The 20,087-nt window shown below is 65.4% G+C and carries 23 protein-coding genes; 13 read left to right on the top strand and 10 right to left on the bottom strand.

Going from position 1 to position 20,087, the window contains the following annotated elements:
- The first annotated feature begins 6 nt into the window (after positions 1-6).
- Complete coding sequence (locus BUA05_RS04175) at positions 7-1,443, top strand: aldehyde dehydrogenase family protein (protein WP_072673399.1); 1,437 nt, start codon at positions 7-9, stop codon at positions 1,441-1,443.
- A 100-nt stretch (positions 1,444-1,543) separates the two neighbouring features.
- Here the strand turns inward: BUA05_RS04175 and BUA05_RS04170 are convergent, their stop codons facing one another.
- Both BUA05_RS04170 and BUA05_RS04165 read right to left on the bottom strand, forming a co-directional pair.
- Positions 1,544-1,957, bottom strand: a complete 414-nt coding sequence (locus BUA05_RS04170; RefSeq protein ID WP_084662463.1) for a hypothetical protein — start codon at positions 1,955-1,957, stop codon at positions 1,544-1,546.
- A complete protein-coding gene (locus tag BUA05_RS04165) occupies positions 1,954-2,157 on the bottom strand; it encodes a hypothetical protein (RefSeq protein ID WP_072673398.1) in 204 nt (67 codons plus the stop codon). The genes BUA05_RS04170 and BUA05_RS04165 overlap by 4 nt, the downstream gene beginning before the upstream one ends.
- A gap of 122 nt (positions 2,158-2,279) precedes the next feature.
- Between BUA05_RS04165 and BUA05_RS04160 the strand changes: the two genes are divergently transcribed.
- Both BUA05_RS04160 and BUA05_RS04155 read left to right on the top strand, forming a co-directional pair.
- Positions 2,280-2,960, top strand: coding sequence for a LexA family transcriptional regulator (locus BUA05_RS04160; RefSeq protein ID WP_072673397.1), 681 nt, complete (start codon positions 2,280-2,282; stop codon positions 2,958-2,960).
- A gap of 40 nt (positions 2,961-3,000) precedes the next feature.
- Complete coding sequence (locus BUA05_RS04155; RefSeq protein ID WP_072673526.1) at positions 3,001-3,642, top strand: MBL fold metallo-hydrolase; 642 nt, start codon at positions 3,001-3,003, stop codon at positions 3,640-3,642.
- 129 nt (positions 3,643-3,771) lie between these two features.
- Here BUA05_RS04155 and BUA05_RS04150 read toward each other — a convergent pair whose 3' ends face one another.
- A complete protein-coding gene (locus BUA05_RS04150) occupies positions 3,772-4,167 on the bottom strand; it encodes an MAPEG family protein (protein WP_072673396.1) in 396 nt (131 codons plus the stop codon).
- 239 nt (positions 4,168-4,406) lie between these two features.
- Here BUA05_RS04150 and rpmF point away from each other — a divergent pair, with 239 nt between their 5' ends.
- The 5 genes from rpmF to BUA05_RS04125 all read left to right on the top strand — a co-directional run bounded on the left by rpmF (position 4,407) and on the right by BUA05_RS04125 (position 7,601).
- On the top strand, positions 4,407-4,583 hold the full coding sequence (gene rpmF, locus BUA05_RS04145) for a 50S ribosomal protein L32 (protein WP_036797151.1): 177 nt from the start codon (positions 4,407-4,409) through the stop codon (positions 4,581-4,583).
- A gap of 38 nt (positions 4,584-4,621) precedes the next feature.
- Positions 4,622-5,713 carry a phosphate acyltransferase PlsX gene (plsX, locus tag BUA05_RS04140; protein ID WP_072673395.1) on the top strand — a complete coding sequence of 364 codons (1,092 nt, stop codon included), beginning with the start codon at positions 4,622-4,624 and terminating at the stop codon, positions 5,711-5,713.
- Positions 5,710-6,684 carry a beta-ketoacyl-ACP synthase III gene (locus BUA05_RS04135; RefSeq protein ID WP_072673394.1) on the top strand — a complete coding sequence of 325 codons (975 nt, stop codon included), beginning with the start codon at positions 5,710-5,712 and terminating at the stop codon, positions 6,682-6,684. Before plsX ends, BUA05_RS04135 begins: the two co-directional genes overlap by 4 nt.
- 100 nt (positions 6,685-6,784) lie before the next feature.
- On the top strand, positions 6,785-7,135 hold the full coding sequence (locus BUA05_RS04130; protein ID WP_281247008.1) for an integration host factor subunit alpha: 351 nt from the start codon (positions 6,785-6,787) through the stop codon (positions 7,133-7,135).
- A gap of 34 nt (positions 7,136-7,169) precedes the next feature.
- Positions 7,170-7,601 (top strand): MerR family transcriptional regulator, encoded by a 432-nt coding sequence (locus tag BUA05_RS04125; RefSeq protein WP_072673393.1) that lies wholly within the window; start codon positions 7,170-7,172, stop codon positions 7,599-7,601.
- A gap of 6 nt (positions 7,602-7,607) precedes the next feature.
- On the opposite strand, the gene BUA05_RS04120 is transcribed toward BUA05_RS04125, so the two are convergent.
- The 4 genes from BUA05_RS04120 to BUA05_RS04105 all read right to left on the bottom strand — a co-directional run bounded on the left by BUA05_RS04120 (position 7,608) and on the right by BUA05_RS04105 (position 13,230).
- A complete protein-coding gene (locus BUA05_RS04120; RefSeq protein WP_072673392.1) occupies positions 7,608-11,030 on the bottom strand; it encodes a chromosome segregation SMC family protein in 3,423 nt (1,140 codons plus the stop codon).
- Positions 11,031-11,057: 27 nt separating this feature from the next.
- Positions 11,058-11,804 carry a DsbA family protein gene (locus BUA05_RS04115; RefSeq protein WP_072673391.1) on the bottom strand — a complete coding sequence of 249 codons (747 nt, stop codon included), beginning with the start codon at positions 11,802-11,804 and terminating at the stop codon, positions 11,058-11,060.
- 92 nt (positions 11,805-11,896) lie between these two features.
- Positions 11,897-12,664, bottom strand: coding sequence for a thioredoxin domain-containing protein (locus tag BUA05_RS04110; protein ID WP_072673390.1), 768 nt, complete (start codon positions 12,662-12,664; stop codon positions 11,897-11,899).
- On the bottom strand, positions 12,661-13,230 hold the full coding sequence (locus tag BUA05_RS04105; protein WP_178139137.1) for a DUF721 domain-containing protein: 570 nt from the start codon (positions 13,228-13,230) through the stop codon (positions 12,661-12,663). Before BUA05_RS04105 ends, BUA05_RS04110 begins: the two co-directional genes overlap by 4 nt.
- Before the next feature lie 14 nt (positions 13,231-13,244).
- Here BUA05_RS04105 and BUA05_RS04100 point away from each other — a divergent pair, with 14 nt between their 5' ends.
- On the top strand, positions 13,245-14,288 hold the full coding sequence (locus tag BUA05_RS04100; protein WP_072673388.1) for an A/G-specific adenine glycosylase: 1,044 nt from the start codon (positions 13,245-13,247) through the stop codon (positions 14,286-14,288).
- Here BUA05_RS04100 and BUA05_RS04095 read toward each other — a convergent pair.
- Positions 14,285-14,506: a hypothetical protein gene (locus BUA05_RS04095; RefSeq protein ID WP_072673387.1), complete on the bottom strand. Its 222-nt coding sequence runs from the start codon at positions 14,504-14,506 to the stop codon at positions 14,285-14,287. The two genes, BUA05_RS04100 and BUA05_RS04095, sit on opposite strands and share 4 nt — an antisense overlap.
- A gap of 131 nt (positions 14,507-14,637) precedes the next feature.
- On the opposite strand from BUA05_RS04095, the gene BUA05_RS04090 reads away from it, so the two are divergent.
- From BUA05_RS04090 to BUA05_RS04075, 4 genes are all read left to right on the top strand, one after another.
- The gene (locus tag BUA05_RS04090) at positions 14,638-15,954 is read left to right on the top strand and encodes a serine hydrolase domain-containing protein (RefSeq protein ID WP_072673386.1); all 1,317 of its coding nucleotides are present in this window, start codon (positions 14,638-14,640) and stop codon (positions 15,952-15,954) included.
- Positions 15,954-16,844, top strand: a complete 891-nt coding sequence (gene nudC, locus BUA05_RS04085) for an NAD(+) diphosphatase (protein WP_072673385.1) — start codon at positions 15,954-15,956, stop codon at positions 16,842-16,844. Before BUA05_RS04090 ends, nudC begins: the two co-directional genes overlap by 1 nt.
- On the top strand, positions 16,841-17,536 hold the full coding sequence (locus tag BUA05_RS04080; RefSeq protein ID WP_072673384.1) for a DsbA family oxidoreductase: 696 nt from the start codon (positions 16,841-16,843) through the stop codon (positions 17,534-17,536). Before nudC ends, BUA05_RS04080 begins: the two co-directional genes overlap by 4 nt.
- Positions 17,537-17,817: 281 nt before the next feature.
- On the top strand, positions 17,818-18,867 hold the full coding sequence (locus BUA05_RS04075) for a BLUF domain-containing protein (protein WP_178139136.1): 1,050 nt from the start codon (positions 17,818-17,820) through the stop codon (positions 18,865-18,867).
- A gap of 4 nt (positions 18,868-18,871) precedes the next feature.
- Here BUA05_RS04075 and BUA05_RS04070 read toward each other — a convergent pair whose 3' ends face one another.
- Positions 18,872-19,264, bottom strand: coding sequence for a DUF1489 family protein (locus BUA05_RS04070; protein ID WP_072673382.1), 393 nt, complete (start codon positions 19,262-19,264; stop codon positions 18,872-18,874).
- A gap of 30 nt (positions 19,265-19,294) precedes the next feature.
- Positions 19,295-20,053 carry a glucose 1-dehydrogenase gene (locus tag BUA05_RS04065; RefSeq protein ID WP_072673381.1) on the bottom strand — a complete coding sequence of 253 codons (759 nt, stop codon included), beginning with the start codon at positions 20,051-20,053 and terminating at the stop codon, positions 19,295-19,297.
- Positions 20,054-20,087 lie beyond the last annotated feature (34 nt).

Below are 20,087 nucleotides of genomic sequence, written 5' to 3'. Positions count from 1 at the left end.
GACGACATGAAACTGAAAGACACCTACCCGCTCTACCTCAACAACAAGGCGGTGCAGCCCAACACCGATCTTGAGGTGACCGACAAATACACCGGCGAGGTTGCCTTCCGCACCGCGCTGGCGACGCCCGATGTGATCGAGGAAGCCATAGCGGGCGCGGTGCGCGCGGCGGAGCCGATGGCGAAGCTTGCGTCTTACGAGAAACAGGACGTGCTGATGCACTGCGTCGCGCGGTTCAAGGAACGCTTCGATGAATTGGCCTACGCCCTGTGCGTCGAAGCGGGCAAGCCGATCAAGGACGCCGAGGGCGAGGTCACCCGCCTGATCGACACCTTCCGCATAGCGGCGGAAGAATCGGTGCGCAATTACGGCGAGGTCCAGCCGCTCGACATTTCGGCGCGGGCCAAGGGGTATCAGGGGATGTGGAAGCGCGTGCCGATCGGGCCGTGCAGCTTCATCTCGCCGTTCAACTTCCCGCTCAACCTTGCCGCGCACAAAATCGCACCGGCAATTGCGATGGGCTGCCCCTTCGTGATGAAGCCTGCGTCGAAGACCCCCTTGGGCGCGATCATCATGGGCGAGGTGCTGGCCGAATGCGACGTGCTGCCCGAGGGCGCGTTTTCTATCCTCCCCGCCAGCCGTGACGGGGCCGACCTGTTCACCGAGGACGAGCGGCTGAAGCTGCTGAGCTTCACCGGCTCACCGGGGGTAGGCTGGGATCTCAAGGCCAAGGCGGGCAAGAAGAAGGTCGTGCTCGAACTCGGCGGCAATGCGGCGGTGATCATCGACAAGGACGCTGATCTCGCCGACGCATTGGAGCGGGTGATCTTCGGCGCGTTCTATCAGTCTGGGCAGTCCTGCATCGGGGTGCAGCGCATCCTGATCCACGACGCGGTGTATGATGCGTTCAAGGCGATGCTGGTCGAGCGCGCGGGCAAGCTGGTGGCGGGCGACCCCAAGCACCGTGACACCTTCATCGGCCCGATGATCTCCAACGGCGAGGCCAAGCGGCTGAAAGGCTGGATCGACGAGGCGGTGGCCGCAGGCGCAACCCTGCTGTGCGGCGGGGGCCTGTCGCGCGGCAACATGCTGGAGGCGACCTTGCTCGAAGGCGTACCGGACGATGCCAAGGCCAAGAACGAAGAAGCCTTCGGCCCGCTCGCGATCCTGCAACGCTTCGACAAGTTCGATGCCGCGCTGGAGGAGGTCAACAACTCCAAGTTCGGCCTGCAGGCGGGCATCTTCACCCGCGACCTGTTCCAGATGTTCGACGCCTGGGATCGGCTCGATGTGGGCGGGATCGTGATCAACGACGTGCCGAGCTACCGCGTCGACAACATGCCCTACGGCGGGGTCAAGGATTCCGGGCTGGGCCGCGAGGGCATCCGCTTTGCCATGGAGGACATGAGCGAGATCCGGAATCTGGTGGTCAGAAGAATCTAGCCCCCTCGTCTCCCCGGCCCCCGAGCCGGGGCCCCGCTTTCTTCGTCATGGCAGGAAGGCAGCGGGATCCCGGGTCAAGCCCGGGAAGGCGTGGTTGTAACTAGCCCTCCTCCAGCAACAGCAGCACCGCTGTCACTTCCAGCCGCTCCATCGCGCCGAAGCGGTGATCGACCTTGGTGATGGTGGCATCGGCGACCAACTGTCCGGGGATCGCGAATTCGTGATCGGGCAGGCGCTCGATCAACTCCTCGCCGCCGACCACGGCATCCCCGCCGCAGAACTCCATCACCATTTCGTGGCGCGTGCCGGAGAAGGTGATCGAGGCCCAGGCTTTCTCGTCATGGGAAAGCACGGTTCCGCTGCCGCCGGTCAATTGCATCAGCGCGGTGCGCACGCGGTCGGCGATGGTGCGGCGGGCGCGCAAGGCGGGGCGCGGGGCCGACTTCACCTCGTAATCCTCGCAATCGGCAAAGGCGTGCGCGAAGGGATCGCGGTGCGATTCGGTCAGCATCATGCGGCCTCCTTCATCGGTTCGGCAGCGCGTGCGGCATAGCCCTGCATCCATGCGCGGGTGCGCAGTTCGGTATCAGGGCGGGGGATGCGGCCCATGCGCAGATCGAGCACAAATCGCGGATCATGGGCAGCGAGCCGCCCGAACTTGGTGGCGGGCATGGCGTGTTCCCGCAGGAAGGTTTCGACGGTCCGAAGCAGCATGGTTTTGCGTCCCTGAAGTTGCTGACTGGGTGGCTTACGCCGGACGAATCGCCCGGTGTTCCTTAAATGTTCCACTTCATTTCCTACTTGTCTAGGAAAAATCCTAAGTGTAGGAAGAATCCATGGTTACCGACCCGCAAAACCCCCGTCACAGCCTCGATGCGCCGCGTGCGCGGCTGCTTGCCTTGTCGCAGGAGCGCGGGGTCAGCCTTGCCGCCCTGTCCGAATTGCTGGGGCGCAATCCATCCTATCTCCAGCAATTTATTCGCAAAGGTTCCCCGCGCAAGCTGGAGGAGCAGGACCGCGCCACGCTCGCCCGCTTCCTTGGTGTGGGCGAAGAGGAATTACGCGAGGTGAAGGATATATCCTACGTAGAAACCCCAAAGCGGCGCGAATCGTGTGAATGGGTGGATGTGTCCCGGCTTGATCTGGGCGCATCGGCGGGGCCGGGGGTGGTTGCGGGCGGGGAGGGTGCGTTCGACACCTTCCGCTTCTCGCGCCGCTGGCTGGCCGAACAGGGGCTGGAACGCGCGCAGTTATCGGCGATCCGGGTCGAGGGGGATTCGATGGAGCCGCTATTGAATGACGGCGACGAAATTCTCGTAGACCGCAGCCCGTGGCCGTTCCGCGACGGCATCCATGTGGTGCGGCTGGGCGATACCCTGATGGTCAAACGCGTGGCTAGTGCGGGGGCGGGGCGGATGGCTTTGCTATCGCAGAACCTCGCCTACCCACCGGTCGAGGTCGCGGCGGAGGAGGTGGCGATTATCGGGCGGGTTGTGTGGAAGGGGGGGCGGGTTTAAGCCCATCGCCATGACCGACACCCCCAAGCCCACGCCCCCCATGAAAGCCGCGATCATTCCGGTGACGCCGCTCCAGCAGAACTGCTCGCTGATCTGGTGCACCAAGACCATGCGCGGGGCGCTGGTCGATCCTGGCGGCGATCTCGACAAGCTGAAGGAAGGCGTCGCCAAGGCGGGCGTCACGCTGGAGAAGATCCTCGTCACCCATGGGCATCTCGACCATTGCGGGCAGGCGGGGATGCTGGCGGACGAACTGGGGCTGGAAATCGAAGGCCCGCACGAGGATGACCGTTTCTGGATCGAGCAATTGGACGATGACGGCCCGCGCTGGGGTATGGTGGCGAAAAGCTTCGAACCGACCCGCTGGCTGAAGCAAGGCGATACCGTCACCGTGGGCGAACTCACGCTCGACGTGATCCACTGCCCCGGCCACACCCCCGGCCATGTGGTGTTTTTCCACGAACCCAGCCGCTTCGCGATTGTCGGCGATGTGCTGTTTCAGGGCAGCATAGGCCGCACCGATTTTCCGCGCGGCAACCACCAAGACCTGATCACATCGATCACCCAGCGGCTGTGGCCCTTGGGCGAGGACGTGATGTTCATCCCCGGCCACGGCCCGACCAGCACCTTTGGCCGCGAGCGCAAGACCAATGCGTTTGTGAGCGATTACGCGCTTTCTTGATTGTGCTCGCGCCTCCGCGCGAGCATCCTCGGTGCTGTTCCCTCCGCTCCGCTACGGGGCACCTGCGGGCGGCCGGTCGGCCTTGCGGCCTGTCCTTTGGCGGGCCGAGACGCGTTCGTAGATAGTGGGTTACATCACCCCCATGACAACCAGCACAGCCACCACCGCAAGGCCAACCTGCACCAGCATCGTCGTGAGCGTCCCGATCATTCGGCCGACCTTGAGATTGCCGCCATCCATCCCGAAGCCATGCGCCACACGCCCGATGAAATAGGCCGCCGCGACGTAAGCCAGCCACCAGCTGCCCCGGCCCGCCAGTTCAAGCGCGCCGATCAGCACCAGCACGAAGGCGGTGTTTTCGACATAGTTCAGCTGCGCCCGCATCCGGCGCTGCAGATTCTCGTTCCCGCCATCACCAACCGAGATGCCAAGCGCCGTGCGCACCGCACCGATGCGGATCGACAGCCAGATATTGAGTATGGCAGCAGCCGCCGCAGCGGCGAGCGTTACAGGCAACACAGTCATGATGAGATCCCCTCGATGATATGCCCGCGGTGCTAGGGCCATGGGACGCGGGTTGCAACGCGCGAATTTTGCGTTATAGCGCGCGCCTTCCCGCCGCTGCTGGCCAAGGAATGCGTGCACCTGCTCGTGCTTGTGCGTGCTGCTTCCTTGCCGTAAGGGCGGCCTTCGAGAATCACGCCGTCGCAATCCGCAGGGCCGGTGGCGCAAACAAACGTATTATTTGAGGAATTGGTGCCGCCATGGCTGTCCCCAAGAGAAAAGTATCGCCTTCCCGTCGCGGCATGCGTCGTTCGCACGATTCGCTCAAGGTCGAAGCGTTCCACGAATGCCCGAACTGCGGCGAACTGAAGCGCCCGCACAATATCTGCGGCCACTGCGGCCACTATAACGGGCGTCAGGTTGTGGCCGTCGGCTGATCGCCGCAGGCCCAGACGATAGACCGGAGATTGACACCATGACCTTGCCGCGTATCGCCGTTGACGCGATGGGCGGCGATGAAGGCGTGCGCGTGATGGTCGAAGGCGCAGCGCTCGCCCGCCGCCAGCATGCTGACTTCCAATTCCTGCTGGTGGGCGATCAGCCACGCATCGAAGCCGCGCTGGAAAACCACCCGGGCATGCGCGGCGCCTCCGAAATCCTTCATTGCGACGATGTGGTGGGCGGCGACGAATTGCCCAGCCGCGCAATGCGCCGCGCCAAAACCACCAGCATGGGCCTGGCCGTCAACGCCGTGAAGACCGGCGCCGCCGGAGCCGCGGTCAGCGCGGGCAACACCGGCGCGCTGATGGCCATGAGCAAGATCGCGCTGCGCACCCTGCCGGGGATTGATCGCCCGGCGCTCGCCGCGATCATGCCGACCTTGCAGGCGCATGACGTGGTGATGCTTGACCTCGGCGCCAATACCGAAGCTGACGCCCGCAATCTTGTGCAATTCGCGGTGATGGGCGCAGCCTATTCGCGCATCGTCAACGGTTTTGAACGCCCGGTCGTGCGGCTGCTCAATATCGGGACCGAGGAAATCAAGGGTACCGAGGAATTGCGCGATGCCGCCGCGATGCTGACCGCTGCCTCGGCGCGCACCGATGGCGGGCTGGCGCTGGAATTTGATGGTTTCGTCGAAAGCGACAAGATCAATCGGGGTGAGACCCATGTGGTTGTGACCGACGGGTTTTCGGGCAATATCGCGCTGAAGGCGATCGAAGGTTCGGCACGTTTCGTCACCGATCTGCTGCGGCAGGCGTTCACGTCGTCGCTGCGGTCGAAGGTCGGCTTTCTGGTATCACGCCCGGCGACCGAACTGCTCAAGCACCATCTCGATCCCAATAATCACAATGGCGCAGTGTTCCTCGGCCTCAATGGCGTGGTGGTGAAAAGCCACGGCAGCGCCAATGCCAAGGGCGTGGCCAACGCGGTGGCGGTTGCGGCGCGGCTGCTGGAAAACAAGCTGACCGAGCGGATCGCGCATGACCTTGGCGCGCTGGGGCAGGATGCCCTTGGCCGCAATGGCAAGGCGCGCGGCGACAATGGCAGCGAGGCAGCTGCGTGAACGGTTCGCGCCTGCTGGGCACCGGGTCGGCACTTCCCCGGCAGGTGGTGACCAATGCCGACCTTGCCGAGCGGGTCGATACCTCGGACGAGTGGATCGTCGAGCGCACCGGCATCCGCCAGCGCTATATTGCCGGCGAGGACGAAACCACCGCCACGCTGGCCACGGCCGCGGCGCGCGCGGCGTTGGCTGATGCGGGCGTCGATGCGGCAAGCATCGGGCTGATCGTATTGGCCACCGCCACCCCCGACAACACCTTCCCCGCCACCGCCACCAAGGTGCAGGCCGCACTGGGTTGCACCGGCGGGATCGCGTTTGATGTGGCGGCGGTGTGTTCGGGATTTCTCTACGCGCTCGCCACCGCCGATTCGCTGCTGCGCACCGGCATGGCCAAACGCGCGCTGGTGATCGGGGCGGAAACCTTCAGCCGGATTCTCGACTGGGAAGACCGCACCACCTGCGTCCTGTTCGGCGACGGGGCCGGGGCCGTGGTGCTGGAGGCACCTTCGGGCGACGCGGCTGGCAAGGATGCGCCCGGTATCATCGCCACCCGTTTGCATGCCGATGGGTCGTGCCATGACATGCTTTATGTCGACGGTGGGCCCTCGACCACGCAGACCACCGGCCATGTGCGCATGAAGGGCCGCGAGGTGTTCCGCCATGCGGTGGTGAACCTCTCGGATGTTCTCAAGGAAGTTATTGAGGAAGCAGGGATTTCGGTTGATGAGATCGATTGGGTCGTGCCGCATCAGGCCAATGCCCGGATCCTGGATGCGACCGCGAAGAAGCTCGGCATTGCGCCTGAAAAGGTGATCGTGACTGTTCACACCCACGCCAACACATCGGCGGCCTCGGTGCCGCTGGCGCTTGATGTCGCGCGCAAGGACGGGCGGATCAAGCCTGGCGATCTTGTCATGCTGGAGGCGATGGGCGGGGGCTTTACCTGGGGGGCAAGCCTCATCCGGCTGTGAACTCCGGGGTGAGGTTTGCGGCGTGGCGCAATGGTAACGCTAACACAATTGCTGAAAACTCAACATTCAGCATTCCATCGCATTGCAATCTTGGCGGAAAATAGTAAGCTCAAGTTCTTCTGATGGGTCGCGCCAACGAAGGAGAAGGCGCATGATGCGTTCAGTAGGCACTCTGACCCGGGCTGATCTGGCCGAAACCATCAATCGCAAGATGGGCTTCAGTCGGGCGGAATCGCTCGAAATGGTCGAAGCGATCCTCGACAAGATGAGCGATGCGCTCGCCAAGGGCGAAAATGTCAAGATTTCCGGTTTCGGCAGCTTCGTGCTGCGCGACAAGAACGAACGGATCGGCCGCAATCCCAAGACCGGGGTGGAAGTGCCGATCACGCCGCGCCGGGTGATGACCTTCCGCGCGAGCCAGCTGCTCAAGGAACGGATTGCCAAGGGCTGACGGGCCACGGGCTGACAGGCAAGGGTAAGGGCCAATGACCGAATTCGGTGACGGGAAGGACGAGGGCGCGCTGCGCACCATCGGCGAAGTCAGCGAGGCGCTCGGCATCAAACCCCATGTTCTGCGCTACTGGGAGCAGCAATTCCCGCTGCTCAAACCGTTGAAGCGCAGCGGTGGGCGGCGCTATTATCGTCCTTCCGATGTCGCAATGGTCGAGATGATCGACCGGCTGGTCAACCGCGAGGGCTATACGCTGAAAGGCGCCGAAGCGGTGCTGCGCGCGTCGGGCAAGCCTGGCATTGATCGCCGGCACGAGGATCGCCGCAGCGGTGATCGCCGTGCCGTTGCCGATGGGGCCGACAGTCCGGGAGTGCAGCTGATGGTGACCGAAGGCCCCGAGATGAGTGAAACGATCGCGGCGATCAAGGCGATCCGCGCGCGGCTCGCAGCCGCGCTGGAGGCATGAAGGGGGCTACTCCGCCGCTATCAGCGCGGCTTCACCCAGATCGACGCTGACCAGGCGCGAGACGCCTTTTTCCGCCATCGTCACGCCGAACAATCGATGCATCCGGCTCATTGTCACCGCGTTGTGGGTGACGATCAGATACCGCGTGGTGGTGCTGCGAACCATCGAATCGAGCAGGTCGCAAAACCGTTCCACATTCGCATCGTCCAATGGCGCGTCGACTTCGTCTAGCACGCAGATCGGCGCGGGGTTGGTGAGGAACAGCGCAAAGATCAGCGCGGTCGCGGTCAAGGCCTGCTCGCCGCCTGACAGCAACGACAGCGATTGCAGTCGCTTGCCCGGCGGCTGGGCGTAGATTTCAAGGCCTGCTTCCAAAGGATCATCGCTGTCGACCAGCGCCAGATGCGCAGCGCCGCCTTCGAACAACCGGGTGAACAACACGCGGAAATGGCCGTCGACTTCCTCGAAAGCGGCGCGCAGCCGTTCGCGACCCTCGCGGTTGAGACTGCCGATGGAACCGCGCAGCCGGGCGATCGCTTCGGCAAGGTCGGCCTGTTCGCTGACATTGTTGCCATGCTCGGTCTCGATCCGGGCAAGCTCCTCAGCGGCCACAAGGTTGACCGGGCCGATCCGTTCACGCGTTGCGGTCAGACGTTCGAGTTCCTCAGATTCGCTGCTGGCGGGCGCGATGTCATCCTCAGTAAAGCCGAAATGTTCGCCCAGCAGCGGGGGCGGGCACTGAAAGCGTTCGCCAGAAATGCGGGCGAGTTCGGTGCGGCGCGATTCTTCGTTCTCGGCCCGTGCGGCAAGGCTGGCCCGGCCTTCGCGCGCCTGCGCCAGCGTTTCGGTGCGGGCGGCCAGTTCGGTATCGGCGGCGCGTTGGCGGGCCTCGGTCTCGCGCATCTCGCCTTCGGCCGCGGCGAGTTCGGCGGTCAGCCGCGTGCGGGTGGCCTCGCCCGCCTCGATCTCGGCGGTCAGCGCGGCGGGTTTGGCGGCGTGGACGGCGCGTTCTTCGGCGATTTCGGCCAGCCGCCGCGCAGCTTCGGCCATGCGCCGTTCGGCATCGCTCGATCGTGCTTTCCACCCGGCCTGCTCGGCCTGCTGCGCGGCCAGCCGCTCGCGCGCCACGGCCAGCGCCTGATCCTGCGCGGCCAGTTCGGCAAGGGCAGCCTGCACCGCGTTGCGGGCGGCTGCGTTCTTCGCTTGCGCAGCTTCCAGCGCCGCGCGCCCGGCATCGCGCGCGGGCAGGCGTTCGCGCGCCGCGCGGGTGGTTGCAAGATCGGTGTTCGCCGCCTCCACCTGTGTTTCCAGATCGCTGGCACTGGCGGCCAGTTCGGCCAGCCGCGCGGCAAGCCGTTCCTTCGCTGCCTCGGCCTGATCGAGCCGCCGCAGGGCCTGCCGTTCGGCCTCGATCGCGCCCGCTATGCCCCGTTCCTGCCCGACCAGCGCGGTCTGGAGCGTTGCCAGTTCCTCGCGCACGGCCTTGTCTTCGGCCTCTGCCGCAGCGGCGGCTGCGCGCAAGGGCGGGAGCGCTGTATCCAGTTCGGCAAAGCGGTTGGCGGCTTCCAGCTGGGCGGCTTCCGCTGCCCCTTCGCCGCGCGCGATGAACCCGTCCCACCGGCGCAAGTGGCCCGCGCGGGTCACCAGCCATTCGCCGGGGGTAAGCGTGCGGCCATCATCAGCATCCACGCAATGCACCATTGCAAGGCGGGCGCGCAGTTCCTCAGGGCAATTCCCCAGATGATTGAGCAAGCTGTCGGCCAGCGGTGCGGGCGCTTTGGCCCCGGTCCAGAACCGCCCGTCCTGCGGGGCGGCGGGCGCACCCAGAGGCGACTTGCCGTCACGCCCGAGCACCGCGGCCAGCGCACGTTCATGGCCCGGCGCAACCGTCACCCGGTCAAGCGCGGTGGCCAGCCCCTGGCGCCCGGCCTCGCGCTTTGCCCGCGCGTCCCGGTCGCGGGCCAGCGCGGCATGTTCGCGCTCGACCCCGGCGAGTTCTGCCCTTGCGGTGGCGAGCCTTGCCGATGCCTCGTCGCGATGGGCCTGCAATTCGCCCTTGCGCGCCTGACCGGCGGCGAGTTTTTCCTGCAACCGCGCCAGTTCGCCCGCCGCTGCCTCAGCCGCGGCGCGCGCGGCGACCACCTCGGCTTGCGGATCGCCGCTTTGGGAAAGTTCAGCGCGCGTGCGGGTGAGCCGTGCCAGTTCCGCCTCCTGCCGCGCCAGCCGCGCTTGGGCCTGCTCCACCGCTGCTTCGGCGACGCGCCATTCGGCCTCGACCCCGGCGTGATCGGCGGTCGCCTTGGCCAGCGCGAGTTCGGCGCTGCGGCTGGCGCGATCGCTGTCATCAGCGCGGTTGGCAAGCGCCGGGCGGGCGGCTTCGGCGTCGGTTACCGCGGTGCGGCTGGCTGCAACCTCGGCATCGAGCCGCGCCAGCGCCGCAACCGCGCTGCTGGTCAACCTGTCGGCGTCGGCGCGGTCTTCCTCCAGCCGCGTCTGCTGGCGGGTGAGATCGGCCAGCCGGGTTTCGGCAGCTTCGAGCTTTTCGGCGAGCGCGGCCATCCGGTGTCCATGGGCGCTGGCATCGTCGCGCCGGTCGGCCAGTTCCTCGCGCGCATCGGCGAGCTGTTGCGCGGCCTCGGCCTGTCCGGCCTGCGCTGCGGCGACCAGGCCTTGCGCCTCGGCAACGGCGGCATTGGCGCTTGTCGCGGCGGCGCGGGCTTCCTTTGCGGCAAATGCTGCTTCGCGCCAGCGGGCGAACAGCAATCGGGCCTCGGCAACCTGAATTTTCCGGGTCAGTTCGGTATAGCGTTCGGCCTGCTTTGCCTGCCGTTTCAGCGTGGACATCTGCGCGTCGAGCCCGGCCATCAGGTCTTCCAGCCGGGCAAGGTTCGTCTCAGCCCCGCGCAGCTTGCTTTCGGCATCCTTGCGGCGGACGTGCAGCCCGGCGATCCCGGCGGCTTCTTCCAGCATGGCGCGGCGTTCGGTCGGCTTGGCGGCGATCACCTGCGCGATCTTGCCCTGGCTGACCAGCGCCGGGGAATGCGCGCCCGTGGCCGCATCGGCAAAGGTCAGCGCCACATCCTTGGCCCGCACATCGCGGCCATTGACGCGGTATGCCGAACCCGCGCCGCGTTCGATCCGGCGGGTGACGACCAGTTCATCGTCGCCGTCGTCGCTGGCGTGCAGCACCACTTCGGCGAAATCGCGCGGGGGGCGGGTGGATGTGCCCGCGAAGATCACATCCTCCATCCCGCCCGACCGCAGCGACTTGGCCGAGGTTTCCCCCATCACCCAGCGGATCGCTTCGAGCAGGTTGGATTTGCCGCAGCCATTGGGGCCGACCACGCCCGTCAGCCCTGGCTCGATGCGCAGTTCCGCCGGCTCGACGAAGCTCTTGAATCCGCTGAGCTTGAGCCGGTGGATCTGCATCAGGCTATCGTTTCGCCCCGGTTGCCGTCAGCGCGCGCCGGCGCGCTGCAGGATGGGTTCAAGCTGCGGCCACTGGGTCACGTCGAGCTTCTTGCCGTTGAGCACGAAAGTCGGGGTGCCGGTGATGTTGAATTCCTTGGCCTGGGCCTCGGTCGTCTCGACCATGGTGGTGATCTTCGCGCCATCGCCAAGGCAGCTGCGGGCCTGATCGGCGCTCAGCCCGCGGGCGGCGAAGAAATCGATCAGACCGGTCACTTCGGCAATACGGGCAAAGCGCTGGTCGACCGGAAGCTGACCGGCGGCCTGCACCGCATCGGGATTGCCCTGCAATCCGGCGAAAACCTGCTGCAGGTTCTGCCATACTTCGTCCGACAGCGGCTGCATCCGTTCCTTTGCACCGCACTGGGCCATGGTGGCGATCACGATATCGAAGGGATTGAGGAAGATTTCGCGCTGCTCGAAGCTGACCACGCCGCTGGCGACATATTTGTCCTTGAGCGTTGGCTTGCCGGTCACCGAGAAATTGGCGCAGGCTCCGCAAGTGTGCGAGGCGAATTCGACCAGTTTGAGCGGGGCTTCGGGATTGCCGATCCTGTAGCCGCCTTCGGGGGTAACGGTGACGGTTTCGGCCCAGCTCGTGCCTGCCGGTGCGGCAATCGCGGGCAGGGCTTCGCCATTGGCGACCTCACCGGGGCCGGCGGCATCATCGCACGCGGCAAGCGCGAGCGGTGCGGCGGCGAGCAGGCAAAGTTTGAACAGGCGGCTGGCGTTCATCGGGAAAGGGTCCTTGGACTGGTGGGCAAAGAAAGATAACCGCGCGCGCGCCGTTGCAGCAAGGGTGCGCGCGGACGCTGTGAACAACTCGGTCAGCCGGAGGTGGACAGGCCGCCGTCCGGTGCAGGGGTGAAGTGGGCCGACAGCACCGGATAGAGCGAATCCCAGTTGTGGACGTTCTCCAGCAGCTTGCCATCAAGCGCAAAGCTCGGGGTGCCTGCCACATCGAATTCGGCATTGTCGGCGGCAGCATTATTGACCAGCTGCTGCGCTGCTGCATCATCCATCACGCAGGCATTGACTTCGGACAGCGATTGGCCGCGCTTGACCAGCATGTCGGTAAAGCCCAGCGCATTGGCAGCATTCATGCGCGAGGCCTTGTCGCCGCGCGCCCAGGCCGACTGCTGGCTTTGCGGCGCGTTCTGGTACTTTGCGATCCAGTCCCCCTGGCTGTACATGAAGGCGCGGTGGCGATCCTTGAAGCCCGCCGGATCGCCGCACTGCGCCAACAGCGAGATGGTCAGATCAAGCGCGTTGCGGATCACCGGACGCACTTCCACCCCAATCTTGCCGGGCATCAGCAGCGTCAGATCAAGCGCGGGCTCCCCCTGAACCGCAAAATTGGCGCAGTGGCTGCACGTGTAGCTGATGAATTCGATCAGGCGCGTGTCGGCATCGGGATTGCCGATCAGGTGGCCACGCTCGGTCCGGGCGATCACCGCGTGCCAATTGCCTTGCGGGCGATCATCGACGAAATCGCTGCCGGGATTGGCAAGGCTCTGCTGGCCAGCAACCGGCGTGCTCAAAGTGATCAGCGCGGCGCCAAGGGCGGCAAGGGGACGCAGGGAACGCAAGATCATGTCGGGTCCTGTTCCTGATTGGAGGGTTCGTTGTCGCCAAGGCTGCGGGCGAGAGATTCGAGCACGCTGCGCAATTCGGGATCGCCGATGTCGCGCAAGCTGTCGCCCAGTTCAAGCGGGATCGGTTTGAGCGATGGCGGGGCCTTGGCGGGCTTGTCGGCCTGCGCCGGCTTGACCGCGCCCTGCCGCAGCTTGACCCGCGCCACCGCCTTGTAACCGAAGAAGCGATTCACCCGGTCAATGATTTCGGGGATGACCTGGCTGATCAGCGGGGCATGGGCGGGGACAACCACCAGTTGCAGGATCCCTTCAGCCTTCTCGCCGGGAGGAAAACGGATCGCTTCGGGGCTGCAGATGCGGGCATGGGCCGGGCCGACGATTTCCGGCCAGCGGGTGACGACCGAGCTTTGCACAAAGCCGAACCGGCGGAACGCGGTGCGACCGATTTCGGGCATCAGGTCGCCAATCGCGCGCGCGCCGGTGCCGCGCGGCCGGGTGTAAGGCCGCGCTTTGGACGGTTTGCCGATCTTGCCTGTGTTGTCGCTTCCCATGAGACTTGTCGCCATGCCATAGGCGCGGCGTGACTGCCAGTATCTCCGATCATTTGCTCGCCTGGTACGACAAGCATGCGCGCGCCTTGCCATGGCGCCTGCCGCCCGGTGCGCCGTTGCCCGATGATCCGGCATGGCCGTACCGCGTGTGGCTGTCGGAGGTGATGCTGCAACAGACGACAGTGGCGGCGGTGAAGCCCTATTTCGAAAAATTCACCGCGCTGTGGCCCGATGTCACGGCGCTCGCCGCTGCGCCTGATGATGCGGTGATGGCTGCGTGGGCGGGGCTGGGCTATTATTCGCGGGCGCGCAATCTGATGAAGTGCGCGCGCGAAGTGGCTGTGCGCGGGGGTTTTCCAACGACCGAGGCGGAGCTGCGCCAGCTTCCCGGACTGGGCGATTATGCCGCTGCGGCCATCGCCGCGATCGCCTTTGGCCAGCGGGCCGTGGTGGTCGATGCCAATGTCGAGCGGGTAACGGCGCGGCTGTTTGCGATCACGGACCCGCTGCCGGGGGCAAGAAAGGCGATCCGTGCGGCGACCGCCGGTATCACGCCCGCAACGCGCGCGGGCGATTTTGCGCAAGCGATGATGGATCTGGGTGCGCAAACCTGCACCACCCGCAGTCCGCGCTGCCTGTTATGCCCCCTGCGCGCGCATTGCCGCGCCCATGCAGCGGGCGCGCCCGAACGCCTGCCGGTCAAACCGGCGAAGAAACCCGTGCCCGAACGATCCGGAACCGCGTTCTGGATCACCCGGCAGGGCGGAGCCGAGGTCTGGCTTGTCACCCGTCCGGGCAAGGGGATGCTGGGCGGGATGCGCGCACTGCCCGATGATGGCTGGAGCGCGAGGGCCGATGGTTCGGGCATGGTGCCGCTGGCGGGCGACTGGCGCGAACTGGGCGCGGTGCGCCACGGTTTTACCCATGCGCAGCTGACCTTGCGGGTGATGGCGCTGGACACGGATTCGCCGCCGCCGGGCGAAGGCCAGTGGCGGCCCGTCAGCCAGATCGAGGACGCGGGGCTGGCGACCCTGTTTGCCAAGGCCGCACGGCTGGCGCTGGCGGGCGGTTAAAAGAATCCGCCGCCCAGCATCAGCCGCACCGCCGCAATCAGCAGCACGACAAGGCAGAAATTGCGCCCACCGTCCTTTGACGACAGCGCGCCAAGGATGATCCCGATCACGATCAGCGGCAGCGCGAACCAATTGGCCCATCCCAGCAACGGGATCTGCGCGGGGATCACGATCACAAGGCTGACAAGGCCGACAAGATAGGCAAGGGCGTTGAGCATGTGTTTTATATGCATAGGACACCTGCGATTTGCAAGGTTTTGCAACAATGCAGCAGCCTGAGGCGATTGACCCATGCGCCCGCCTGCCGCAGACAGGGTAGGAAAATGTGCCTTTCGGAGATTCATTTCCCATGACCATCACCGCATTAGACTCCGCCGCCCTGTCGCGTCGTGCCCTGTTCCGGGGCGGTTCGTTGCTGGCGGCGGGCGCGGCGCTTTCGGGCCTGCCGTTCGGTCGCGCCTTGCTGGCCCATGATGTCAGCGAAGCCTGGCCCAATGTCGCGGCGATGGCCAACCGCTATGTTTCGGAACGCAAGGTCGCCAACATGTTCCTGACCTTCGGCTGGGGCCGTGAAAGTCATGCCCATACGGTTGGCGGCGGCACGCTGTCGCTGGCGCGGCCCACGCCGGTGGACGAGGATTCGCTGTTCCGCATCTATTCGATGTCCAAACCGATCACCGGCATGGCGACGATGATCCTGATCGACGAAGGCCGGCTTGCGCTTGATCAGCCGCTGCATGACATCCTGCCCGCCTTCCGCGACATGCAGGTGCTGGTCGACCCGGAAGGGCCGCTGGAGGATACGGTTGCAGCCGAACGTCCGATCACCATCCGCCAGCTGCTGACCCACACCGCCGGGCTGGGCTATCAGATCATCAACAAGGGGCCGCTGCTCGATGCCTATAATCAGGCCGGGCTGGTCGGTGGCAGGGTCAGCCGGATGCCGATTCCGGGCTTTCCGCCGGTCACGCCTGCGCCGGGGCTGGCGGCTTTCGCCGATCGCCTTGCAGAGCTGCCGCTGATCCATCAGCCCGCGACCAAATGGAGCTATTCGTGCAGCATCGACCTGCTCGGCCGGGTGATCGAGGTGGCGAGCGGGATGGCGTTCGAGGCCTTCCTGCGCCAGCGCATCTTCGAGCCCTGCGGCATGACCAGCACCTGGATGCAGGTTCCGCAAAGCGAGGCGGCGCGGCTGACCGACAATTACGGCATCATCGCGGGCAATGCCTTTCCGATCGATCCGGGCGTGAATTCGATCTTCCTTGACCCGCCCGAAGTGCCTGCTGGCGGCGGCGGGCTGGTGTCGAGCCCGAGGGATTATGACCGCTTCCTCAGGATGCTGCTGGGTTATGGCACCATCGACCGGGTGCGGGTGATGGGGCAGGAGGCGGTGCGGGTGGGCACGTCCGACCTGTTGCCCGCCACGGTCGATACCACCGGCAGCTGGATGGAAGGGCAGGGCCACGGCGCCGGCGGGCGGGCGGTCGGGCAAAGCTTTGGCTGGGGCGGCGCGGCGGGGACGCTGGCGGCGGTCGATTACGGGCTGAAATTGCGTTCGACCCTGTTCACCCAGTACATGCCGTCCGAGGCCTATCCGGTGCGTGACGAATTCCTTGCCGCGATGGAGGCTGATATGGTCGCCATGCGCGCAAAGAAGGCAGCGTGATGCATTTGCCCGTTTCTGCCGTACCCCCGATGGCCTTTGCCGGTTCGCCGATCGACCGTGCGGATAATATCCGCGTCGATCCGGCGGCGCTCGGCAATCTGATGAACTGGCGCGCGCGGGTGCTGAACCTTGATGGTCTGCTGCCCGAATTCGATGATGACGGGCGGCTGCTGTGGCACACGCTGGCGGATGTTGGCGAAGATACCGAACTGGTCTTCCTTGGGATGATGGACGACCGCGCGCATTTCGCGCCGGTCCCGGTCGAGGGCGCCAGCGGCCCCGCCATGCCGCGCGCGTGGCAGGTGATGCAGATGCTCCAGCCGGAAGATCTGGCGCTCTATGGCGGGGCGCGCAGCCTGATTGATTGGCACGCCCGCCACCGGTTCTGTGCCAATTGCGGTGCGCCGACCAAACCGGCCAAGGGCGGCTGGCAGCGCAATTGCGATGCGTGCGGCGCGCAGCATTTCCCGCGCACCGATCCGGTCACCATCATGCTGGTCGAACATGAAGACCGGCTGCTGCTGGGCCGCCAGCCGCGCTTTCCGCCGCGGATGTATTCTGCGCTGGCAGGCTTCGTCGAACCGGGCGAAACCATCGAGGAAGCGGTTGCGCGCGAAATCCACGAGGAAGCAGGCGTGCGCGTGCGCGATGTGCGTTACATCGCCAGCCAGCCTTGGCCCTTCCCCAGCCAGCTGATGATCGGCTGCACCAGTGTGGCCGACGATCCGGAAATCACCATCGACCGCACCGAGCTTGACGATGCGCGCTGGTTCACCCGTGCCGAACTGGAGGACGCCCGCGCCGCCGGGCCGGACGGCAACGAGCAGATGATCTTCCCGCAGAAATTCGCCATCGCCCATCACCTGATTGCATGGTGGCTTGACCAGTGACCGGCAACGAACCCCGGCGTCTGACGATCGACATCTATTCCGATGTCATGTGCCCGTGGTGCCTGATCGGCTATGGCCAGATATCGCAGGCGCTGAGCCAGCTTGAGGGCGAAATCACCGCCGAGATTCGCTGGCGACCGTTCGAACTCAACCCCGACATGCCGCCCGAAGGCGAACGGCAGGAAGCGCATCTGCAACGCAAGTATCGCCGCTCGGCTGAGGAAGGCGCTGCGCTGCAAGGGCAGATGAAGGCGATTGCCGAAAGCGCCGGGGTGTCCCTTTCCTACGAAGGCGCAGGCGAGGCGCCGCCGGCGATGATGTGGAACACCCGCGATTGTCACAAGCTGCTGGCCTTCGCGCTGGAACAGGCCGGGCCGGAGGCGCAGACCGCGCTCAAGCTCGCGCTTTTCCGCGCCCATTTCAACCGGCGTGAACATCTGGGCGACCGGGAGGTGCTGCTCGATATCGCCGCCAGCGCCGGGCTCCACCGCGAGGCGGCGCGGGCCGCGCTTGACGATCCCGATCTCGAAGCGCGCGTGCTGGCCGAGGAACAGCAGGCGTGGGACATGAACATTTCCGGGGTTCCGGCGATGATCGTGCAAGACAAGTTCCTGATCCCCGGCGCGCAGGCGCCCGAGGTCTATGTCAACGCGCTGCGCCGGGTGGCAGAGAAGATTCGCGCCGCCGGTTGATGCCGCATCCGCTGCGTCCGGCAGTCAGGGTGAATCCGCTATTCAGCTTTGGGGATTGACGCTGGCGGCGCAATGGTTGACGCTACGTCAATATTCCGGAGTCGTGCTGATGCCCTGGCATTACCGGTACGTCGGAAGCTGGGCTGCCTTTAAGGTGGGATGTCCGGAAGTCGAGAAAATCCGCGGACGGGATCATCCGCCGGGTTGTCGCAAGGGGCCGCGAAGAAGCCCCGCCGGTCTGCCCGCTTGTCCCGAACCGCGCAGGGGAGGGTGCAATGCAGTTGCATACGGGATCCGTCAGCACAAATTCAGCCAGCTGGATCGGCTGCCTGACCTATCAGAGCCGCGCGGTTTTGCGGCCTTCGGAAAGCGAACTCGAACAGCTTGTAGCCCACGCGCGGCAGCGCAATCGCAGCCTTGGCGTGACCGGGATGCTGCTTTACGAAAACGGCCGGTTTCTCCAGACGCTCGAAGGGCCGCCTGATGGATTGGCGACCGTGTGGTCATCGATCCAGTGCGACAAACGTCACCGCGATATCGAAATCCTGACCGAACACATGGTCTCGGGCCGGCTGTTTTCGGACTGGGATCTGCTGCTTTACAGCCGTGAGGACAATCCGCGCCGTACCACCCGCGCCAGTGATCTCGCCCCGCACGCGCTGGCGCATTACGTGCCGGGCCTGGCACAGCTCGCGCTGGCAGGGGATGATGCGCGGATCAACGCGCAACTGGCGAGCATCGCCGAACAGGGCTGGAGCGCGGATGACATCCTGTCGCACCTGATCGAGCCGGTGGCGCGGGCGATGGGCGATGCCTGGCTGGCCGACCAGTGCTGCGAATTCGATCTCACCATCGGGATCAGCATGCTGCAGCTGGCAGGCCATGCGGTGCGCACCCATGCCTGCACCGGCACCCTGCGCCGCAGCCGCTATTCGATCCTGCTGGCGACTGCGCCGGGCGAATCGCACATGCTGTCCACCGCGATGCTGGCCGACCAGTTCACCGATGCCGGCTGGCAGGTCGAAATGGCCTTTCCCGAAACCAAGGAAGCGCTTGCCAACCAGATTGCGGCGCAAGGCCATGACGCGGTCGATATTGCCTTGTCCGATGCCCTGACGCGTCAGCGCGCGCTGGTAAAACTGCGCGAGGCGGTGGAGGCCAGCCGCAAGGCGTCATCCGGGCATCTGGTGGTGGTTTCGGTCGGCGGGCGGCTGTTTGCCGAAGCGACGGCGAGCGCGGCCACGGTCGGTGCCGATCATGCGCGCCGCAATGTCGGCGGCACCAGCGTGCGGCTGGCGCAGTTGATCCGGCAGGGGCGCACGCTGCAATAGCAGGTCACACCAGCCCGAGCCGCTCCAGCTTCATCGCCAGCCTGCCGGGCAGCGCATCGCCGATATCCTCGCCCGCGGCAACATCGCGCGGAGCCTTGTCCTCAGTCAGGTAACGCCAGCCCTGATGCGCGCGTTTGGGCTGGGTGTGGACGCGGATCAGATCAGGCGTGAGGCAGATGTCCCAGCGCCCGTCCTCGGTCTTGGCAAAGCCGGTGATCGGCGAACGCGCGACAATGGCGTGATTGATGATCCAGTACAGCGATCCGCCCACCACTTCTTCATGCCGGGTCGGGCGGTTGCGGGTGGTCAGCCGGATATCGGATCGCCCCTCATACCATCCGGCCAACTGGTCATAGCTTTTCGCGCCGAACGCGATCTTGGTCAGGTGAAGTGGCATGGTGCCAATGTGGGCCAAAGCCTCGCGCGATCAAGCGATAGATAGGCCCCCGTCCACAATGAAGGGCGCCCCGGTCGCAAATTTGCTTTCGTCGCTGGCGAGATAGACCACCAGATGCGCGATATCATCGACCTCGCCCATGCGGCCGATGGGTTGCGCCACCGAAAACGCCGCGCGGGTGGCGTCCGGATCAGGCGTTCCGGCGATCACGCTTTCGACATTGGGCGTGAGGATCGTGCCCGGCTGCACGCAATTGACCCGGATGCCGTTCTGTTCGCGCGCGCAGTAAAGCGCGATGGATTTGGTCAGTGTCACCACCGCCGCCTTGGCGCTGTTATAGGCGGCCAGATCAGGCGAAACCTTGTTGCCCGCCGCGCTGGAGAAGTTGACGATGGAGCCCCCGCCAGAGCGCGCCATCAAGGGGATCGCCGCCTTGCAGCCCATGAAAATCGAATCGACATCGACCGTGTAACAGCGCTTGAAATCCTCCGGCGAAATGTCGGCGATCGAACCGAACACGGTGATTGCGGCATTGTTGACCAGCACATCGAGCCGGCCGTGCGTGGTCTCAACCTCGGCAATCACGTTCTGCCAGCGCGCCCAGTCTGTCACATCCTGCGGCAGGTATTCGCAGCCCAGTTCGGTTGCTGCGGCGCGGCCCGCCGCCTCGTCGATATCGGTGATGATCACGGTTGCGCCTTCGGCCAGCAGCGCCTTGGCCGAAGCCTTGCCCAGACCCATTGCGCCGCCTGTCAGCAGCACCACCTTGCCTTCAACCCGTCCTGCCATGATTTCTCTCCCCGATCATCTCTCGGGGAGGGGG

The organism is Erythrobacter sanguineus (assembly GCF_900143235.1).
In the GTDB taxonomy this organism is placed as follows: domain Bacteria; phylum Pseudomonadota; class Alphaproteobacteria; order Sphingomonadales; family Sphingomonadaceae; genus Erythrobacter; species Erythrobacter sanguineus.
The sequence above is the reverse complement of the archived record's forward strand: the minus strand, read 5'-3'. Positions and strand labels throughout refer to the sequence as shown.

Bases quoted from the DNA above. Each gene is read 5' to 3' on its own strand.
- BUA05_RS04175 (WP_072673399.1), top strand. From the start codon at position 7: ATGAAACTGAAAGACACCTACCCGCTCTACCTCAACAACAAGGCGGTG.
- BUA05_RS04170 (WP_084662463.1), bottom strand. From the start codon at position 1,957: ATGATGCTGACCGAATCGCACCGCGATCCCTTCGCGCACGCCTTTGCC.
- BUA05_RS04165 (WP_072673398.1), bottom strand. From the start codon at position 2,157: ATGCTGCTTCGGACCGTCGAAACCTTCCTGCGGGAACACGCCATGCCC.
- BUA05_RS04160 (WP_072673397.1), top strand. From the start codon at position 2,280: ATGGTTACCGACCCGCAAAACCCCCGTCACAGCCTCGATGCGCCGCGT.
- BUA05_RS04155 (WP_072673526.1), top strand. From the start codon at position 3,001: ATGAAAGCCGCGATCATTCCGGTGACGCCGCTCCAGCAGAACTGCTCG.
- BUA05_RS04150 (WP_072673396.1), bottom strand. From the start codon at position 4,167: ATGACTGTGTTGCCTGTAACGCTCGCCGCTGCGGCGGCTGCTGCCATA.
- rpmF (WP_036797151.1), top strand. From the start codon at position 4,407: ATGGCTGTCCCCAAGAGAAAAGTATCGCCTTCCCGTCGCGGCATGCGT.
- plsX (WP_072673395.1), top strand. From the start codon at position 4,622: ATGACCTTGCCGCGTATCGCCGTTGACGCGATGGGCGGCGATGAAGGC.
- BUA05_RS04125 (WP_072673393.1), top strand. From the start codon at position 7,170: ATGACCGAATTCGGTGACGGGAAGGACGAGGGCGCGCTGCGCACCATC.
- BUA05_RS04120 (WP_072673392.1), bottom strand. From the start codon at position 11,030: ATGCAGATCCACCGGCTCAAGCTCAGCGGATTCAAGAGCTTCGTCGAG.
- BUA05_RS04115 (WP_072673391.1), bottom strand. From the start codon at position 11,804: ATGAACGCCAGCCGCCTGTTCAAACTTTGCCTGCTCGCCGCCGCACCG.
- BUA05_RS04110 (WP_072673390.1), bottom strand. From the start codon at position 12,664: ATGATCTTGCGTTCCCTGCGTCCCCTTGCCGCCCTTGGCGCCGCGCTG.
- BUA05_RS04105 (WP_178139137.1), bottom strand. From the start codon at position 13,230: ATGGCGACAAGTCTCATGGGAAGCGACAACACAGGCAAGATCGGCAAA.
- BUA05_RS04095 (WP_072673387.1), bottom strand. From the start codon at position 14,506: ATGCTCAACGCCCTTGCCTATCTTGTCGGCCTTGTCAGCCTTGTGATC.
- BUA05_RS04090 (WP_072673386.1), top strand. From the start codon at position 14,638: ATGACCATCACCGCATTAGACTCCGCCGCCCTGTCGCGTCGTGCCCTG.
- nudC (WP_072673385.1), top strand. From the start codon at position 15,954: ATGCATTTGCCCGTTTCTGCCGTACCCCCGATGGCCTTTGCCGGTTCG.
- BUA05_RS04070 (WP_072673382.1), bottom strand. From the start codon at position 19,264: ATGCCACTTCACCTGACCAAGATCGCGTTCGGCGCGAAAAGCTATGAC.
- BUA05_RS04065 (WP_072673381.1), bottom strand. From the start codon at position 20,053: ATGGCAGGACGGGTTGAAGGCAAGGTGGTGCTGCTGACAGGCGGCGCA.